Raw genomic sequence first — 13886 nt, forward strand, 5'->3', positions numbered from 1 at the left:
CTCGCGCCGGGCGTAGCGTCGGCAGCGAGAGCCGCCAACAAGGAGGGCCGGAGATGGTCCGCAACGTCCTCGGCTCGATCCTCGCTCTCATCGGAGCGACGGCCGCCGTCTGGAGCCCCTTCCGTGCCTGGTACGACGGCCGTCACGGCAGCACGTACCGGATCGACGACCTGTTCTCGGGCATCTCCGCGACCAAGGCGGAGGTGGCCGGCTCGGTGCTGCTCCCCCTGGCCTTCGCGGCGCTCGTGACGCTGGTGGGCCTGGTGCTGCGCTCGCGCGTCCTGGTCGCCGTGGCCGGTCTCGTCGTGCTCGGCTTCACGATCCTGTGGATGGTGCGGCAGGGCCAGGCGACCGGCAGCCTGACGGTCGACTCGTCGGGCCGCGGCCTGGGACAGGGTGTCGGAATCGCGCTGGGCGGCGGGCTGGTGCTGCTGCTCGCGGCGGCCCTGATGTCCGGCCGCCGCAGGACCGAGCCGGAACCGGCCGCCGCCGGAGCACCGCCCCCGGACGCCCGGTACGAGCCGCCGCCCTCGGAGTATCCGTACGAGCCGCCGCCTTCGGAGCGCCCGTACGAGCCTCCGCCCGAGCGCCCCTACGAGGGTCCTTCCGAGCCGCCTCCCGGGCCGCCGCCGCACGAGCCGCAGCCCCCGTACGAGCCGCCCCGGCCCTGAGGCTCAGTCGCGGACGCCGATCACCACGTTGGCGTACAGCTCCTCCGAGGTGACGAGGCGGGCGCGCAGCCCGCCCGCGGACATCGCCGCCAGCGCGCCCGGCACCTGCCGCTCGCTGGTCTCGACGAGCAGGGTGCCGCCCGGAGCGAGCCAGTCGGGCGCTTCGAGGGCGACCCGGCGCATGATGTCGAGGCCGTCCGTCCCGCCGTCCAGGGCGACGAGCGGCTCGTGGTCGCGGGCCTCCGGGGGCAGCAGGCCGACCTCGTCGGAGGGCACGTAGGGCACGTTCGCGGCCAGGATGTCGATCCGGCCGCGCAGCCCGGGCGGGAGCGGCGCGAAGAGGTCGCCCTGGTAGACGCGGCCGCCCAGCGCGGCCACGTTGCGGCGGGCGCAGCGCACGGCGGCCGCCTCGATGTCGGCGGCGTGCAGTTCGGCCCCGGGCAGCGCGGTGGCGAGCGCCGCACCGAGCGCGCCCGAGCCGCAGCACAGGTCCACCACGACGACCGGCCGGGCGGCGTCGGCGACGGTCAGGGCCTGGCGCACGAGGAACTCGGTACGGCGGCGCGGCACGAAGACCCCGGGGTCGACGGCGACCCTGAGCCCGTGGAACTCGGCCCACCCCACGACGTGTTCGAGCGGCAGCCCCGAGGCCCTGCGCTCCACCATGGCGGAGACCTCGGCGGCGTCCTTGGCCGTGCCGAGTATCAACTCGGCCTCGTCCTCGGCGAACACACACCCTGCGGCCCGCAGCCGCTCGACGACGACGGAGGACGAGAGCACCTCAACTGCCATACAGATCAAGCCCTTTCACCATTCCGGCCCGGCCACCCCAACCCCCTGAGGGACGCGGGCCCGCCATTGGAACCGAGCCACCGGCCCCCCTCAGGGACGCGGGGCCGCCATTGGAACCGAGCCACCGGCCCCCCTCAGGGACGCGGGGCCGCCATTGGAACCGAGCCACCGGCCCCCCCCTGAGGGGCGCGGGTCACCATTGCGGACCGAGCCACCGGAACCCCCTGAGGGGCGCGGGGAACTGCGCGACCAGCCACGCACGGCCCGCGGAAAGCCAACCAAGCCCCCGCCCAGCGGGACCCGGGCCCAGCGGGCCCGGACAAGGCAGCCCGCGCCTAGCGGGACCCCGAGGTCGCCGTCCCCTTCACCGCGTCCAGAGCGTAAACGCACCGGTCCTTGCTGCACGCGTACACGACCCCGCCACGGACGACGGGCGACCCGGTGATCTCACCCCCGGTGGCCAGCTTCCAGCGGAGCTGGCCACCCGCCGCGTCCAGGGTGTAGAGGCAGTGGTCGGCCGAGCCGAAGTGGATGCGGCCGTCGGCGACGACGGGGGCGCCCACGACCTCGCCGCCCGCCGCGAAGCGCCACTTGGGGGTCGAGGTGACCGCGTCCAGGGTGTAGAGCGCGTTGCCGCTGCCCACGTGGACGTTGCCGTCGGCCACCAGGACCGGCTCGACGGACTGGCGGGACTCGGTGGCGATGCGCCAGCGGTCCTTGCCGGTCGAGGCGTCGAGTGCGTACACGGTGCCGAGGTAGTCGGCGAGGTACACGCCGCCGCCCGCCACCGCGGGGCCCGGGGCGAAGGCCGGCGGGCACAGGAAGACCGCGGGGGCCTCGAAGTGCCAGCGGACGTGGCCGGACGCGATGTCGATCGCGAGGACGCGGGTGCCCGCCGAGACGTAGACGTAGCCGTCCTGCGCGGGTGCCACCCGGACCGGGACGCCGCCGCAGGAGGCCGCGTCGCCGACGGGGTAGGACCAGCGCTCGACGCCGGTGCGGGCGTCCAGGGCGCGCAGCCGGGCGTCCTGCCAGACGTACACGGTGCCGTCGTGGATCGCGGGCCCGGCCTCGGGGGTCTCGAAGTCGGTCTGGGCGCCGGCGGTCTCCCACAGCTTCTCGCCGTTCGCGGCCTCCCAGGCCTGGACGCCACCGCCGCGGGTGGCGGTGACGACGGTGCCCCGGTCGGCCTTCAGGGAGTACACCCAGGCGTCGGTGGGCAGCCGCCACAGCTCGCCGCCGTCGCTCGCGTCCAGGGCGTACAGGGTGGGCCCGTCGGAGGCGTGGATGCGGCCCGCCTCGACGGCCATCGCCCAGGCGACGTCGCGCGTCTTGAACTGGCGGCGGCCGGTGCCCACGTCCAGCGCGTGCACCTCGAAGGAGGTGACGTAGAGGAGGTCGCCCGCGACGGCCGGGGTGCCCCACACGTCGTTCGACATGCGGAAGCGCCAGGGGCGCCAGCGGCCGGGGACCTCGGGCGGATGGGCGGGCGGCGGCACCGGGGCGGCCTGGGCGCCGTTGGCGACGGGCGCGCCGGGCCTGCGCACCCAGCCGGTGGTGGGCCCCGCGTCGACGGCCACCCGGGACGCGTCGGAGGCCCTGGGGCCCGGCCCGATCGGCACCTTGGCGCCGGGCAGCCGCACCGGCTCGTCGGCGTGGACGGGCGGGTAGGTGACCGAGGAACCGGCGTGCCGGCCCGTGTACGGGGGCTCGGCCGGGCGGGGCGGCGCCGGGGGGCCCGGCCTGCTGGAGCGCACCGAGCTCGGCGCGGGTCCGGCGGCCGGGGCGAGCTGCATGCGGCCGCCGCCCCTGCGCTGCTCGATCATGGCGACGGAGCGGGGCGGCAGCCAGGCGGACGCGGTGCCGCTGTCGTCCGAGCCCGAGGCGAAGAGGTGGGGCGCGAGCTGCGCCTGGAGGTCCTCGGGGGACGGCCGGTTGGGGTGCTCCATCTGCATGCAGGACTCGATGAGCGGGCGCAGCTCGTCCGGCAGGCCGGTGATGTCGGGGCCCTCGCGCAGCAGCATGAACACGGTCTCGACGGGGTTCGCGCCGTGGAAGGGCGCGTGGCCGGTCGCGGCGAAGACGAGGGTCGAGCCGAGCGAGAAGACGTCGGAGGCGCCGGTGACGCTGCGGGAGTCCTTGGCCTGCTCGGGCGACATGTAGGCGGGGGTGCCCACCGCCACGTTCGTCATGGTCAGGCGGGTGTTGGAGACCCCGGACGCGATGCCGAAGTCGATCACACGCGGCCCGTCCTCGACGACCAGCACGTTCGACGGCTTCAGGTCGCGGTGGACCAGGCCCGCGCCGTGGATGGACTGCAACGCCTCCGCGATGCCGGCCGCGAGCCAGCGCACCGCCTGGGCCGGGAGCGGCCCGCACTCGTTCACTATTTCTTCGAGGGAGGGCGCCGGGACATAGGCGGTGGCGAGCCACGGGACGGGTGCGCGCGGGTCGGCGTCGACGACGGCGGCCGTGTAGAAGCCGCTGACCGCGCGGGCCGCCTCCACCTCGCGGGTGAAGCGGACCCGGAAGAGCTGGTCCTCGGCGAGCTCGGTGCGCACCGTCTTGATGGCCACGCGGCGGCCGGAGGCCGAGCGCGCCAGATAGACCAGCCCCATGCCGCCGGCACCGAGCCGTCCCAGCACCTCGAAGGGGCCGATCCGCCTCGGGTCGTGCTGCGTCAGCTGCTCCACTTGCCTGCCACCTCCCCGTACGGGCCGTGCAAAATTCGGCCCCGTGCAGCGTCTCACGCGGCACCCCGATTCTCCCTGCCGGAGGTGGCCGGTGGCCAACCCGGGTCCAGACCGGGATGTCCCCTCCCGATCCGGGACACCCCGGGCACGCCGAGCGCGCTTTACGTGCCTGAACCCTGAAGAACGGCGAAGGCCGCGCCCTGGTTGTCGTTGAGGACCGCCATCCGCCCGTACGGAATGTCGAACGGCTCGGCGGTGACCCGGCCGCCGAGGCGGGTGCAGGCGGCGGCCACCGCGTCGCAGTCCTCGACGCTGAAGTAGACGAGGAAGTGGTCGGGCAGGGCGGCGGGGAAGGCGTCCGACATCAGGCTGCGGCCGCCGATCGCGCCGTCCGGGCCGGGCTCGGTGCCGGGCAGCGACCAGGTGCGGAAGTCGGCGCCGATCTCGTCGGGGCTGCCCGGGTCGCCGCCCTGGTAGCCGAAGACGGACTCGTAGAACGCGTCGGCCTGGTCCTTGTCGCGGGTGTACACCTCGGTCCAGCAGTACGAGCCGGGCTTGCGCATCAGCTCGAAGCCGGTGTGCGCCAGGCCCTGCCACAGGCCGAAGACGGCGCCGCCCGGGTCGGCGGCGACCGCCATGGTGCCGTAGGGCGGGACCGGCATCGGGTCGGTGATCACCTGTCCGCCCGCCGCGCGGATCCGGGCGGCGAGGGCGTGGGCGTCGGGGGTGGCGAGGTAGATGGTCCAGGAGGTGGGCATCCGGCCGTCCCGCTTGGGCCGGAGGGCCGCGACGCGGCGTCCGTCCTTGTAGGCGGTGGTGTAGTTCCCGTACGCCGCCTCGGCGTCCTCGTCGAAGGTCCAGCCGAGGAGCTCCCCGTAGAACCTCTTGCCGGCCGCCACGTCGGACAGCGAGACGTCGGCCCAGCACGGCGCGCCTTCCGGATATCCGCCCATGCGCCTGATTCCTTCCTGAGGTGCCCCGCCGGGGGGGGGCCGGGGTGCGGCCGCGTTCGGGGTCAAACTAACGACCCATCACGTGCGACGCGGTCGCACAATTCGAACATATGGCCAGATATCCGCATGCAGCGGGGCGACGGGCCAAGCCCCGCACGGCTTGTCCACCAAAGTTGTCCACAGGGTGTTGATAACACCATTCGAGTGGCCGGGCGGGTCGGGCGGCCACGGAGCGGCAACGGCCGAAACCCGACGCCTCCACCGCCCTCGGGCCCGCCGGCCGGTCCGCGCCACGACCCGGCGACCGCCCCGCCGACCGGGCGCCCGGGGCACCCGGTTCCCCGCGCTCATCGGGACGTACCGCCCCCGGGCCCCCATTTGCACTCGGCCGAATAGCGCTCCGATCACCCCTCGGTAAGCTGACGGCATGACAGGACAAGTACGCACCGTCGACGGCCGCGTGGCCGGCCGACGCGGCCAGGCGACCCGGCAGAAGCTGCTCGACTGCCTCAGTGAGATGCTCAGCTCCTCGCCGTACCGGGACGTAAAAGTCATCGACGTGGCCCGGAAGGCGGGCACTTCGCCCGCGACCTTCTACCAGTACTTCCCCGACGTCGAGGGCGCCGTCCTGGAGATCGCCGAGGAAATGGCCAAGGAGGGCGCCGGGTTGACCGCGCTGGTCGAGGGCCGCTCCTGGGTCGGGCGGGCCGGCTGGCAGACGGCGGAGGAACTCGTGGAGGGCTTCCTCGACTTCTGGCGCAAGAACGACGCGATCCTGCGGGTCGTCGATCTCGGCGCGGCCGAGGGCGACAAGCGCTTCTACAAGATCCGCATGAAGATCCTGAACTCGGTCACCAACTCCCTTACGGACGCGGTCACCGAGCTCCAGTCCAAGGGCAAGGTCGACAAGGACGTCAGCCCCGCGGCGATGGCGGGCTCGCTCGTCGCCATGCTGGCGTCGGTGGCCTCGCACCAGAAGGGCTTCCAGACCTGGGGCGTCAAGCAGGCCGAACTGAAGCCGAACCTGGCACTGTTGGTCCACCTGGGCATCACCGGCAAGAAGCCGACGAAGTAGCCCACACACGTCGGCCGATACCCACGTCGTCCTGTCGCGCCGACGGCGGTGTGCCCCTCCCGGGGGCGACCGCCGTCGGCGTTCTCGTCTGCGCGCGCCTACCGGTCCCGGCGCTCCAGGCGGAAGAGCCGGATCTCACGCTCGATCCGGGACTGGTAAGTCGCGTACGGCGGCCAGAAGTTCAGCACCGCCCGCCACGCCTCGGCCCGCTCCTCGCCGTCGAGCAGCCGGGCCCGGACCGCGATGTCGCGGCCCTTCCAGCTGATCTCCGCGTCCGGGTGGGCGAGCAGGTTGCCGGTCCACGCCGGGTGGCCGGGCCGCCCGAAGTTGGACCCGATCAGGGTCCACGTGTCCCGCCCCTCCTCCGGCATGCAGGCCAGCGGAGTGGTGCGCGGCAGACCCGACTTGGCGCCGCGCGCGGTGAGCACCACACCGGGCAGCATCTTGGCGCTGAGGATGACCCGGCCGCGGGTCAGCCGGTGCACGGCGCGGTCCATCGCCGGGACGAAGTGCGGGGCGATCCTCGCGAACGTACGGGTCGAGGACACCCTCTGCATGAGCCGCACCCCGGGTGCGGTCCTGCTGGGCGCGGGGCTCACACCGCCACCTCGACCTCGGCGGGGCCGAACAGTCCTGCCTGCTCGGCGGCGTGGTCGCGCAGGCGGTGCACGGGACCGAAGAGCAGCTCGTCGGAGGCGGCCCGCTTGAAGTAGAGGTGCGCCTCGTGCTCCCAGGTGAAGCCGATGCCGCCGTGCAGCTGGACGGCCTCGGAGGCCGCGGCCCGCAGCGCGTCGAGCCCCTGCGCGAGGGCGAGGGCGCCCGCCCCCGGGTCCCACGCCGCGTAGTACGCCGCCGACCTGGCCGCCTGCACCTGGACGTACAGGTCGGCGAGGCGGTGCTTGACCGCCTGGAAGGACCCGATGGCCCGGCCGAACTGCTCCCGCTCCTTGACGTACGCCACGGTCCGCTCCAGCGCCTCGGCCGCGGCCCCCACCGCCTCGGCGGCGAGGCAGGCGGCGGCCTGGCGCCCGGCGGCGGCCAGCGGCGCCCGGACGTCCAGCGCATCGTCGTCGCCCAGCAACTCGGCCTCGACGTCGCGCAGTTGGACCCGCCCTTGGGAGCGGGTCTCGTCGAGCGTGGTCTGCCGGGTGCGGCGCAGCCCGGCCGCGTCGCCGTGCACCACGAAGAGCAGGGTGCGGCCGCGCGCGAAGCCGCCGGTGTGGGCGGCGACGAGCAGGAGCTGTGCGCTGTGCCCGTCGAGCACCTGCTCGGCCTCCCCGTAGAGGCGCCACCCGCCGTCCGGCGTCCGCCGGGCCTGGACGCCCCCGGCCCGGCCGCCCCCCGCCCAGGCGCCGTCCGCGTACGTGCCGGTGAGCCCGAGCGCGAGGGCGAGACCGGCGCCGGGCACGACGAGGGTGGCACTCCGCTCGCCGCGCGCGATGAGCGCAAGCAGCGCCGTCTTCTGCGCGCCGGTGCCGAGGGCCGCGATGAGCGGGGCGGCGAGCACGGCGGTGGCGAGCAGCGGCGAGGGCAGCAGGGCGCGGCCGGTCTCCTCGCAGGCGAGGGCGAGCTCGGCGGTGGTGCAGCCGACGCCCCCGTACTCCTCGGACAGCGCGAGCCCCGGCAGCCCGAGCTCGGCCGCGAGCCGCCCCCAGAGCGCGGCGTCGTGACCGACCGGCGTGCGCACCGCACTCTTCACGTCCTGTGGACCGCAGTGCTTGGCGAGCAGTTCGTGCAGGGTGCGGCGGATCTCGTCCTGCTCCGCGGTGAAGGCGGCGTCCATCGTCGGCTCCTCCCCCAGAGGCCCGAGCCTCTGATCTGACGGGGCGTCATGTTAGGGGCGGGGGGTGGAGATGGACAGGGGTGCGGGGGGATGGGCCCGACCCCCTGCGCCCCCAGCCCCCTTCGGCCTGCGGACCGTGCGTGTTTCCTCGCGGGGTGCCCGGTCGCACCCCCCGGCCCCTTCGGCCTGCGGACCGTGCGTGGCTCCTCGCGGGGTGCCGAGGCGTGCCCCCGACCCGTTCGGTCTGCGGACCGTGCCCGCTTCTCGCGCAGTTCCCCGCGCCCCTGGGTGTGTCGGGCCTCGCGGGGTGCCCGGGCGCACTCCCCGGCCCCTTCGGTCTGCGGATCGTGCGTGGTTCCTCGCGCAGTTCCCCGCGCCCCTGGCAGCACCGGTGCTGGTCGGCATGAGCATCCTCAGCCCGTCCGGCGTTTGAGGACGAGCGCCGTTCAGGCGCGAACGGGGGTCTGGGGGCGGAGCCCCCAGGAGCGCCTTCAACCCCCGGAGGGTTTAGGGAAGGGGCGGGGTGGGGGCCTCCGGGGTCTGGGGCGGAGCCCCAGCACGTGCTGAACCGCAGCCCCCGGAAGCGAATCTGATGTACCGTCAGAAACATGCCCCCACCCCCAACCCCCCGCAAGGTCGCCGCCGTAGGCATAGCCCTCTCCGACACCGGCCGCGTCGACGACGCCACCCCGTACGCCCTGCACGCCCAGGCCGCCCGCCGGGCACTCGCCGACTCCGGGCTCGACCGCTCGGTCGTGGACGGGTTCGGCTCGGCGGGCCTCGGCACCCTCGCGCCGGTCGAGGTCGCCGAGTACCTCGGGCTCCGCCCCACCTGGGTCGACTCGACGTCCGTCGGGGGCGCGACCTGGGAGGTCATGGCCGCGCACGCCGCCGACGCCATCGCGGCCGGGCACGCCAACGCCGTACTCCTGGTGTACGGATCGACCGCACGCGCCGACATCAAGGCGGGGCGGCGCACCTCGAACCTCTCCTTCGGAGCCCGGGGCCCGCTCCAGTTCGAGGCCCCGTACGGCCACACGCTGATCTCGAAGTACGCGATGGTCGCACGCCGCCACATGCACCAATACGGCACCACCGTCGAGCAGTTGGCCGAGATCGCGGTGCAGGCGCGGGCGAACGCGGCCACCAACCCGGACGCGATGTTCCGCGAGCCGATCACCGTGGACGAGGTGCTGAGCGGCCCGATGATCGCGGACCCGTTCACCAAGCTCCACTGCTGCATCCGGTCCGACGGCGGCTGCGCGGTGCTGCTCGCGGCCGAGGAGTACGTACCGGACACCGCCAAGTCGCCGGTGTGGGTGCTGGGTTCGGGCACGTCGGTGTCGCACACCACGATGTCGGAGTGGGAGGACTTCACGGTGTCCCCGGCCGCGGTCTCCGGCAGGCTCGCCTTCGAGCGGGCGGGGGTGAGCCCGGCGGACGTCGACCTGGCCGAGATCTACGACGCGTTCACCTACATGACGCTGGTGACGCTTGAGGACCTCGGGTTCTGCGCGAAGGGCGAAGGCGGGGCGTTCGTGGAGAAGGGCCGGCTGCTGCGGGAGGGTGAGTTGCCGGTCAACACGGACGGCGGCGGGCTTTCCGCCTGCCATCCGGGGATGCGGGGCCTGTTCCTCCTGGTCGAAGCCGTACGCCAGTTGAGGGGCGAGGCGGGCGCGGGCCAGGTGCGCAAGGCGGGGGGACGGCTGCCCGAGATCGCGGTGGCGTCCGGCACCGGCGGGTGGTTCTGCTCGTCGGGGACGGTGGTGCTCGGCCGGGGGTGAGCCGGTGACGCCCCCGGGCGTGGCGCGGGATGGGCGACCGCGCGGGCTCAACGGCTGGGCGAGGCGACCCCGGCTCCGGCGGCCCGGGAGAATCGGGCCATGGAATTCCGCGAGTTTCTGCACACGCTGCGCGTCTGGGACGTGGAGCTTCCGCACTTCGACCCGGACACGGCGCCCGCCGCGCCCCTGCCCCTCTTCCAGGAGTGGCTGATGCACGCGGCTGCGGCGGGCCAGGCCGAGCCGCACACCATGTCGCTCGCGACGGTCGACCCGCGGGGCCGCCCCGACGTACGCACCCTCATGCTGCACGACGCCGACGCGGACGGCTGGCACTTCGCCTCGCACTCCACCAGCGCGAAGGGGCGGCAGCTGGCCGCCCACCCCGTCGCCGCGCTCGGCTTCTACTGGCCCGCGGTGGGCCGCCAGGTCCGGGTGCGCGGAAGCGTCACCCCGGCCGGAGAGGCCGCCTCGCAGGCCGATCTGCACGCCCGCTCGACGGGGGCGCTCGCGGCGGCGCTGGTCGGCCGCATGAGTGAAGTGCTGAGCGACTACCGGGAGTTGGAGGACGCGTCGGCCGTGGCATGGGAGCGGGCGCGGGCGGAGCCGGAGACGCCGGTGCCCACCTGGACCCGGTACGTCCTGGACCCGGCGGAGGTCGAGTTCTTCCAGGGTGACGCACAGCGCCGGCACGTAAGGCTGCGCTACCGCCGCGAGGACTCCGCCTGGACCCGCGAACTCCTCTGGCCGTAACCGGCCGGATCACCCGAGCCAGGTTCCGTAACCGGGGCACGAGGCAGCGTCGGAACGGCCCGGGAGGCGAGGCAGCGTCGGAACGGACCGGCAGGCGAGACGCCGCGGAACGGCCCGGGGCGCGGCGGCACGGGACCGACCGGAAGGCGAGGCGGCGTCGGAACGGACCGGCAGGCGGCGAGGCGGCGCGGGACCGACCGGGAGGCGAGACGGCACGACACGGACCGGCGAACGAGACGACGCGGAACGGACCGGGGCGGACCGGGGCGGGGCGCCTTTCCGGACGTACGGCGCCGACCTCCCCCTCCTGCCCGGGGGTGATCACATCCAGCGGGCAGGAGGGGATGGTGGTGTTCGCGCGGAACACCAGGAAGTGCCCCCGCCTGAGGTTCAGGCCGGTGCGGGGCCGAACACCGGCACGCTCACGCCGTCGTCGGCCCCGGTGCGGAACGCCACGCGCAGCTCCATCCCGATCCGCAGTCGCTCGTGTGGACAATCGACGACCTCGGTCATCATCCGGGGCCCTTCGGCCAGGTCGACGACGGCGGCGACGTAGGGGACGCGCGCGCCGAACGGCGGCAGGTCGTTGCGGTGCACGACGGACCAGGTGTAGAGCGTGGCCCGGCCGCTCGCCGGGCGCCACTCCACGTCGTCGCTCCAGCAGTACGGGCAGAACTCGCGCGGGTAGTGGTGGTGGCGGTCGCAGTCGGCGCAGTACCGGATCAGGAGGCGCCCCTCGGCCGCCGCGTCCCAGTACGGCCGGGTGAAGGCGTCCGCCTCGGGGGTGGCAGCGGTCGTGACACTGGCACGCGGGGCGCCGGACACGGCAGACGCGGCGGTCACGGCGGTCACGCCGGACGCAGCAGTCACGGCAGACGCGGCGGTCACGCCGGTCGCGGCGAGCGGTTCAGCCGAGCCCATCCGGCCGTTCGGAGTGACTGGGTCGGCCGGGCTGATCGGGTCGGCCGGGCTCACTGGAACAGTCCCAGCGCGTGGTCGAGGGACCAGGTCTGCCACGACATGGCCCCGAGGCCGACGAGCGAGATGAGGGCCATCATCCCGTTCTGACCCTGCTCGGCCCAGTCGTGGATCATCAGCACCAGGTACACGAGGTTGAGCAGAAGGCCGCAGATGAGGGCGATCGGGGTCAGGAAGCCGGTCACCAGGCTGAGTCCGAGGGCGAGTTCGGCGTAGACGACCACGTACGCCATCGTTTTGGGGCGGGGGTTGACCACGACCTCGAAGCCGCTGCGGACCGCGTTCCACTTGTGCTTGGCGGCGACGTCGGCTGCCCAGCCGATGCCGGTGCCGTGCTCGAACCAGTCCTTCTTGTCCTTGTGGCGCCAGCTCTCCAGCCACCACAGGCCGAGGCCGATGCGCAGGACGGCCAGCCACTCGGCGCCGCTGAGCCAGATCGAGTCCACCCTGGGCCCCTTCCGGTGCTCCACTTCAGTTTCTGACGGTACGTCAGTTCAGCGGATCGGGGACGCGGGCGCAAGAGGTGCGTACGGGCGGAGGGTGGCGCGGGGCGCCCCGACGCGCACCAAGAGGCGGGGGTGGGGCGAAGCGGTGCGCACGCGTGATCAGATCGCAACCGATTCCGGTCTTGACCGAGACCCATCAAGTATTCACGCCGTTACGCTCAGCGTTCATGGCCGACACCACCCATGCCACGAGCCCCGTCTACGTGATCGGCGCCGGGCCCGGCGGTCTCGCCGTCGCCGCCGCGCTGCGCGCCCGGGGCGTGCGGGCCGTCGTACTGGAGAAGTCCGACGCCGTGGGCGCCTCGTGGCGGCGCCACTACGACCGGCTCCATCTGCACACCACCCGCCGTCTCTCCGCGCTGCCCGGGCTGCGCATCCCGCGCCGGTTCGGGCGGTGGGTCTCGCGTGACGACGTGGTCCGCTATCTGGAGAAGTACGCGCTGGTCCACGAATTGGAGATCGTCACGGGGGTCGAGGTCGAGCGGATCGAGCGCGGACCGGGGGGCGAGGGCTGGGTGCTGCACGCGACCGGGGGGCGGCGGCTGGCGACCAGGGCGGTGGTGGTGGCCACCGGGTACAACCACACGCCGTACGTTCCCGAGTGGGCCGGGGCCGACGCGTACCCGGGTGAACTCGTCCACGCGAGCCGCTACCGCAACCCCGGGCCCTACGCCGGGCAGGACGTCCTGGTCGTCGGCGCGGGCAACACCGGGGCCGAGATCGCGGCCGACCTCGCCGAGGGCGGGGCCGGGCGGGTGCGGCTCGCGGTGCGGACCGCGCCGCACATCCTGCGCCGGTCCACGGCGGGGTGGCCCGCGCAGGCCACCGGCATCCTGGTGCGACGGCTGCCGGTACGCCTCGTGGACCGGGCGGCGGCAGTGACGGAACGGCTCTCCGTGCCCGACCTCTCGGCGTACGGTCTGCCCCGGCCGGCCGGGGGCCTGTACTCGCGGGTGCGGGAAGGGGCCATTCCCGTGCAGGACGTGGGGCTGATCCAGGCGGTCCACGCGGGGCGGGTCGAGCCCGTCGGGGCGGTCGAGTCCTTCGAGGGCGACAAGGTCGTCCTCGCGGACGGGACGCGGATCTCGCCCGAGGCGGTCATTTGCGCGACGGGGTACCGGCGGGGGCTGGAGGGCCTCGCGGGGCACCTCGGCGTCCTGGACGAGCGGGGCCGGCCCCGCGCCCACGGCGCCCGTACGGTGCGGGGGGCGGCGGGGCTGTACTTCACGGGGTTCACCAATCCCATCAGCGGGATGCTGCGGGAGCTGCGCATCGACGCGACCCGAATCGCCAAGGCCCTGTCCCCCTAGCACCCCCCTGGGGCTCCGCCCCAGACCCCGGGGGGCTCGCCCACCCGCCCACCCGTGACGCAGAGTTGATGGGTACGGCCCCTGGGGCTGCGCCCCAGACCCCGCGAGGGGCTCCGCCCCTCGAACCCCGGCGGGGGCTCCGCCCCCACACCCCCGTTTCGCGCCTGAACGGCGCTCGTCCTCAAACGCCGGACGGGCTGAAATGCCCCATGCGGGCCAGCACCAGTACCGCCAGGGGCGCGGGGAACTGCGCGAGAAGCGAGCACGGCCCGCAGGCCGAAGGGGGTTGAGGGGCGCGAGGAACGGCGCGAGCACCCACGCACGACGCGAGGCCGACATCGGGTCATGGGGCGCGGGGAACTGCGCGACCAGCCACGCACGGTGGCCAGGCGAAGGACGGCCTGAAAGGGGCGCGAGGAACGGCGCGAGCACCCTCGCACGACGCGAGGCCGACATCAGGTCATGGGGCGCGGGGAACGGCGCGAGCAACCGCGCACGGTGGCCGGGCAGCCCCGGCCCGCAGGGACGCCAGAGCCGGGGCCCGGCCACCTGGTGGGGGTTCTCGGACAAAAGTGAGGACCTCCCGCCCGT

The 13886-nt window shown here is 74.1% G+C and carries 12 protein-coding genes; 5 read left to right on the forward strand and 7 right to left on the reverse strand.

Translation table 11 applies throughout. The features are described 5' to 3' along the window. Positions 1 to 53 precede the first annotated feature (53 nt). Entirely contained in the window at positions 54 to 671 is a 618-nt protein-coding gene (locus AC07F3_RS30275; protein WP_479117589.1) for a hypothetical protein, read from the forward strand. Between the two features lie 3 nt (positions 672 to 674). On the opposite strand, the gene AC07F3_RS30280 is transcribed toward AC07F3_RS30275, so the two are convergent. From AC07F3_RS30280 to kbpA, 3 genes are all read right to left on the reverse strand, one after another. After that, on the reverse strand, positions 675 to 1463 hold the full coding sequence (locus tag AC07F3_RS30280) for a putative protein N(5)-glutamine methyltransferase (protein ID WP_479117590.1): 789 nt from the start codon (positions 1461 to 1463) through the stop codon (positions 675 to 677). 335 nt (positions 1464 to 1798) lie between these two features. After that, on the reverse strand, positions 1799 to 4156 hold the full coding sequence (gene afsK, locus AC07F3_RS30285) for a protein serine/threonine kinase AfsK (protein ID WP_479117591.1): 2358 nt from the start codon (positions 4154 to 4156) through the stop codon (positions 1799 to 1801). 161 nt (positions 4157 to 4317) lie between these two features. Continuing rightward, the gene (gene kbpA, locus AC07F3_RS30290) at positions 4318 to 5109 is read right to left on the reverse strand and encodes an AfsK-binding protein KbpA (RefSeq protein WP_479117592.1); all 792 of its coding nucleotides are present in this window, start codon (positions 5107 to 5109) and stop codon (positions 4318 to 4320) included. A gap of 427 nt (positions 5110 to 5536) precedes the next feature. Between kbpA and AC07F3_RS30295 the strand changes: the two genes are divergently transcribed. Beyond that, positions 5537 to 6184: a TetR family transcriptional regulator gene (locus AC07F3_RS30295; RefSeq protein ID WP_386037238.1), complete on the forward strand. Its 648-nt coding sequence runs from the start codon at positions 5537 to 5539 to the stop codon at positions 6182 to 6184. Positions 6185 to 6282: 98 nt separating this feature from the next. Here AC07F3_RS30295 and AC07F3_RS30300 read toward each other — a convergent pair whose 3' ends face one another. Both AC07F3_RS30300 and AC07F3_RS30305 read right to left on the reverse strand, forming a co-directional pair. Then, entirely contained in the window at positions 6283 to 6741 is a 459-nt protein-coding gene (locus AC07F3_RS30300) for a nitroreductase family deazaflavin-dependent oxidoreductase (protein WP_479117593.1), read from the reverse strand. A 38-nt stretch (positions 6742 to 6779) separates the two neighbouring features. Continuing rightward, positions 6780 to 7967: an acyl-CoA dehydrogenase family protein gene (locus tag AC07F3_RS30305; protein ID WP_479117594.1), complete on the reverse strand. Its 1188-nt coding sequence runs from the start codon at positions 7965 to 7967 to the stop codon at positions 6780 to 6782. 608 nt (positions 7968 to 8575) lie between these two features. On the opposite strand from AC07F3_RS30305, the gene AC07F3_RS30310 reads away from it, so the two are divergent. Together AC07F3_RS30310 and AC07F3_RS30315 are read left to right on the forward strand one after the other, a co-directional pair. After that, positions 8576 to 9751, forward strand: coding sequence for a thiolase C-terminal domain-containing protein (locus AC07F3_RS30310; RefSeq protein ID WP_479117595.1), 1176 nt, complete (start codon positions 8576 to 8578; stop codon positions 9749 to 9751). 99 nt (positions 9752 to 9850) lie between these two features. Beyond that, the gene (locus AC07F3_RS30315) at positions 9851 to 10501 is read left to right on the forward strand and encodes a pyridoxine/pyridoxamine 5'-phosphate oxidase (protein WP_479117596.1); all 651 of its coding nucleotides are present in this window, start codon (positions 9851 to 9853) and stop codon (positions 10499 to 10501) included. 390 nt (positions 10502 to 10891) lie between these two features. Here the strand turns inward: AC07F3_RS30315 and AC07F3_RS30320 are convergent, their stop codons facing one another. Continuing rightward, complete coding sequence (locus AC07F3_RS30320) at positions 10892 to 11326, reverse strand: Zn-ribbon domain-containing OB-fold protein (RefSeq protein ID WP_479117646.1); 435 nt, start codon at positions 11324 to 11326, stop codon at positions 10892 to 10894. Positions 11327 to 11472: 146 nt separating this feature from the next. Further along, the gene (locus AC07F3_RS30325) at positions 11473 to 11925 is read right to left on the reverse strand and encodes a DoxX family protein (RefSeq protein WP_479117597.1); all 453 of its coding nucleotides are present in this window, start codon (positions 11923 to 11925) and stop codon (positions 11473 to 11475) included. A gap of 227 nt (positions 11926 to 12152) precedes the next feature. Between AC07F3_RS30325 and AC07F3_RS30330 the strand changes: the two genes are divergently transcribed. Then, positions 12153 to 13295: a flavin-containing monooxygenase gene (locus tag AC07F3_RS30330; RefSeq protein ID WP_479117598.1), complete on the forward strand. Its 1143-nt coding sequence runs from the start codon at positions 12153 to 12155 to the stop codon at positions 13293 to 13295. Positions 13296 to 13886: the final 591 nt, after the last annotated feature.

The organism is Streptomyces sp. NPDC045846, assembly GCF_056431605.1.

Excerpts from the sequence above, each read along its gene's own strand:
- AC07F3_RS30310 (WP_479117595.1), top strand. The coding sequence starts at position 8,576 with ATGCCCCCACCCCCAACCCCCCGCAAGGTCGCCGCCGTAGGCATAGCC.
- AC07F3_RS30330 (WP_479117598.1), top strand. The coding sequence starts at position 12,153 with ATGGCCGACACCACCCATGCCACGAGCCCCGTCTACGTGATCGGCGCC.
- AC07F3_RS30295 (WP_386037238.1), top strand. The coding sequence starts at position 5,537 with ATGACAGGACAAGTACGCACCGTCGACGGCCGCGTGGCCGGCCGACGC.
- AC07F3_RS30280 (WP_479117590.1), bottom strand. The coding sequence starts at position 1,463 with ATGGCAGTTGAGGTGCTCTCGTCCTCCGTCGTCGTCGAGCGGCTGCGG.
- AC07F3_RS30315 (WP_479117596.1), top strand. The coding sequence starts at position 9,851 with ATGGAATTCCGCGAGTTTCTGCACACGCTGCGCGTCTGGGACGTGGAG.
- kbpA (WP_479117592.1), bottom strand. The coding sequence starts at position 5,109 with ATGGGCGGATATCCGGAAGGCGCGCCGTGCTGGGCCGACGTCTCGCTG.
- AC07F3_RS30275 (WP_479117589.1), top strand. The coding sequence starts at position 54 with ATGGTCCGCAACGTCCTCGGCTCGATCCTCGCTCTCATCGGAGCGACG.
- AC07F3_RS30305 (WP_479117594.1), bottom strand. The coding sequence starts at position 7,967 with ATGGACGCCGCCTTCACCGCGGAGCAGGACGAGATCCGCCGCACCCTG.
- AC07F3_RS30300 (WP_479117593.1), bottom strand. The coding sequence starts at position 6,741 with ATGCAGAGGGTGTCCTCGACCCGTACGTTCGCGAGGATCGCCCCGCAC.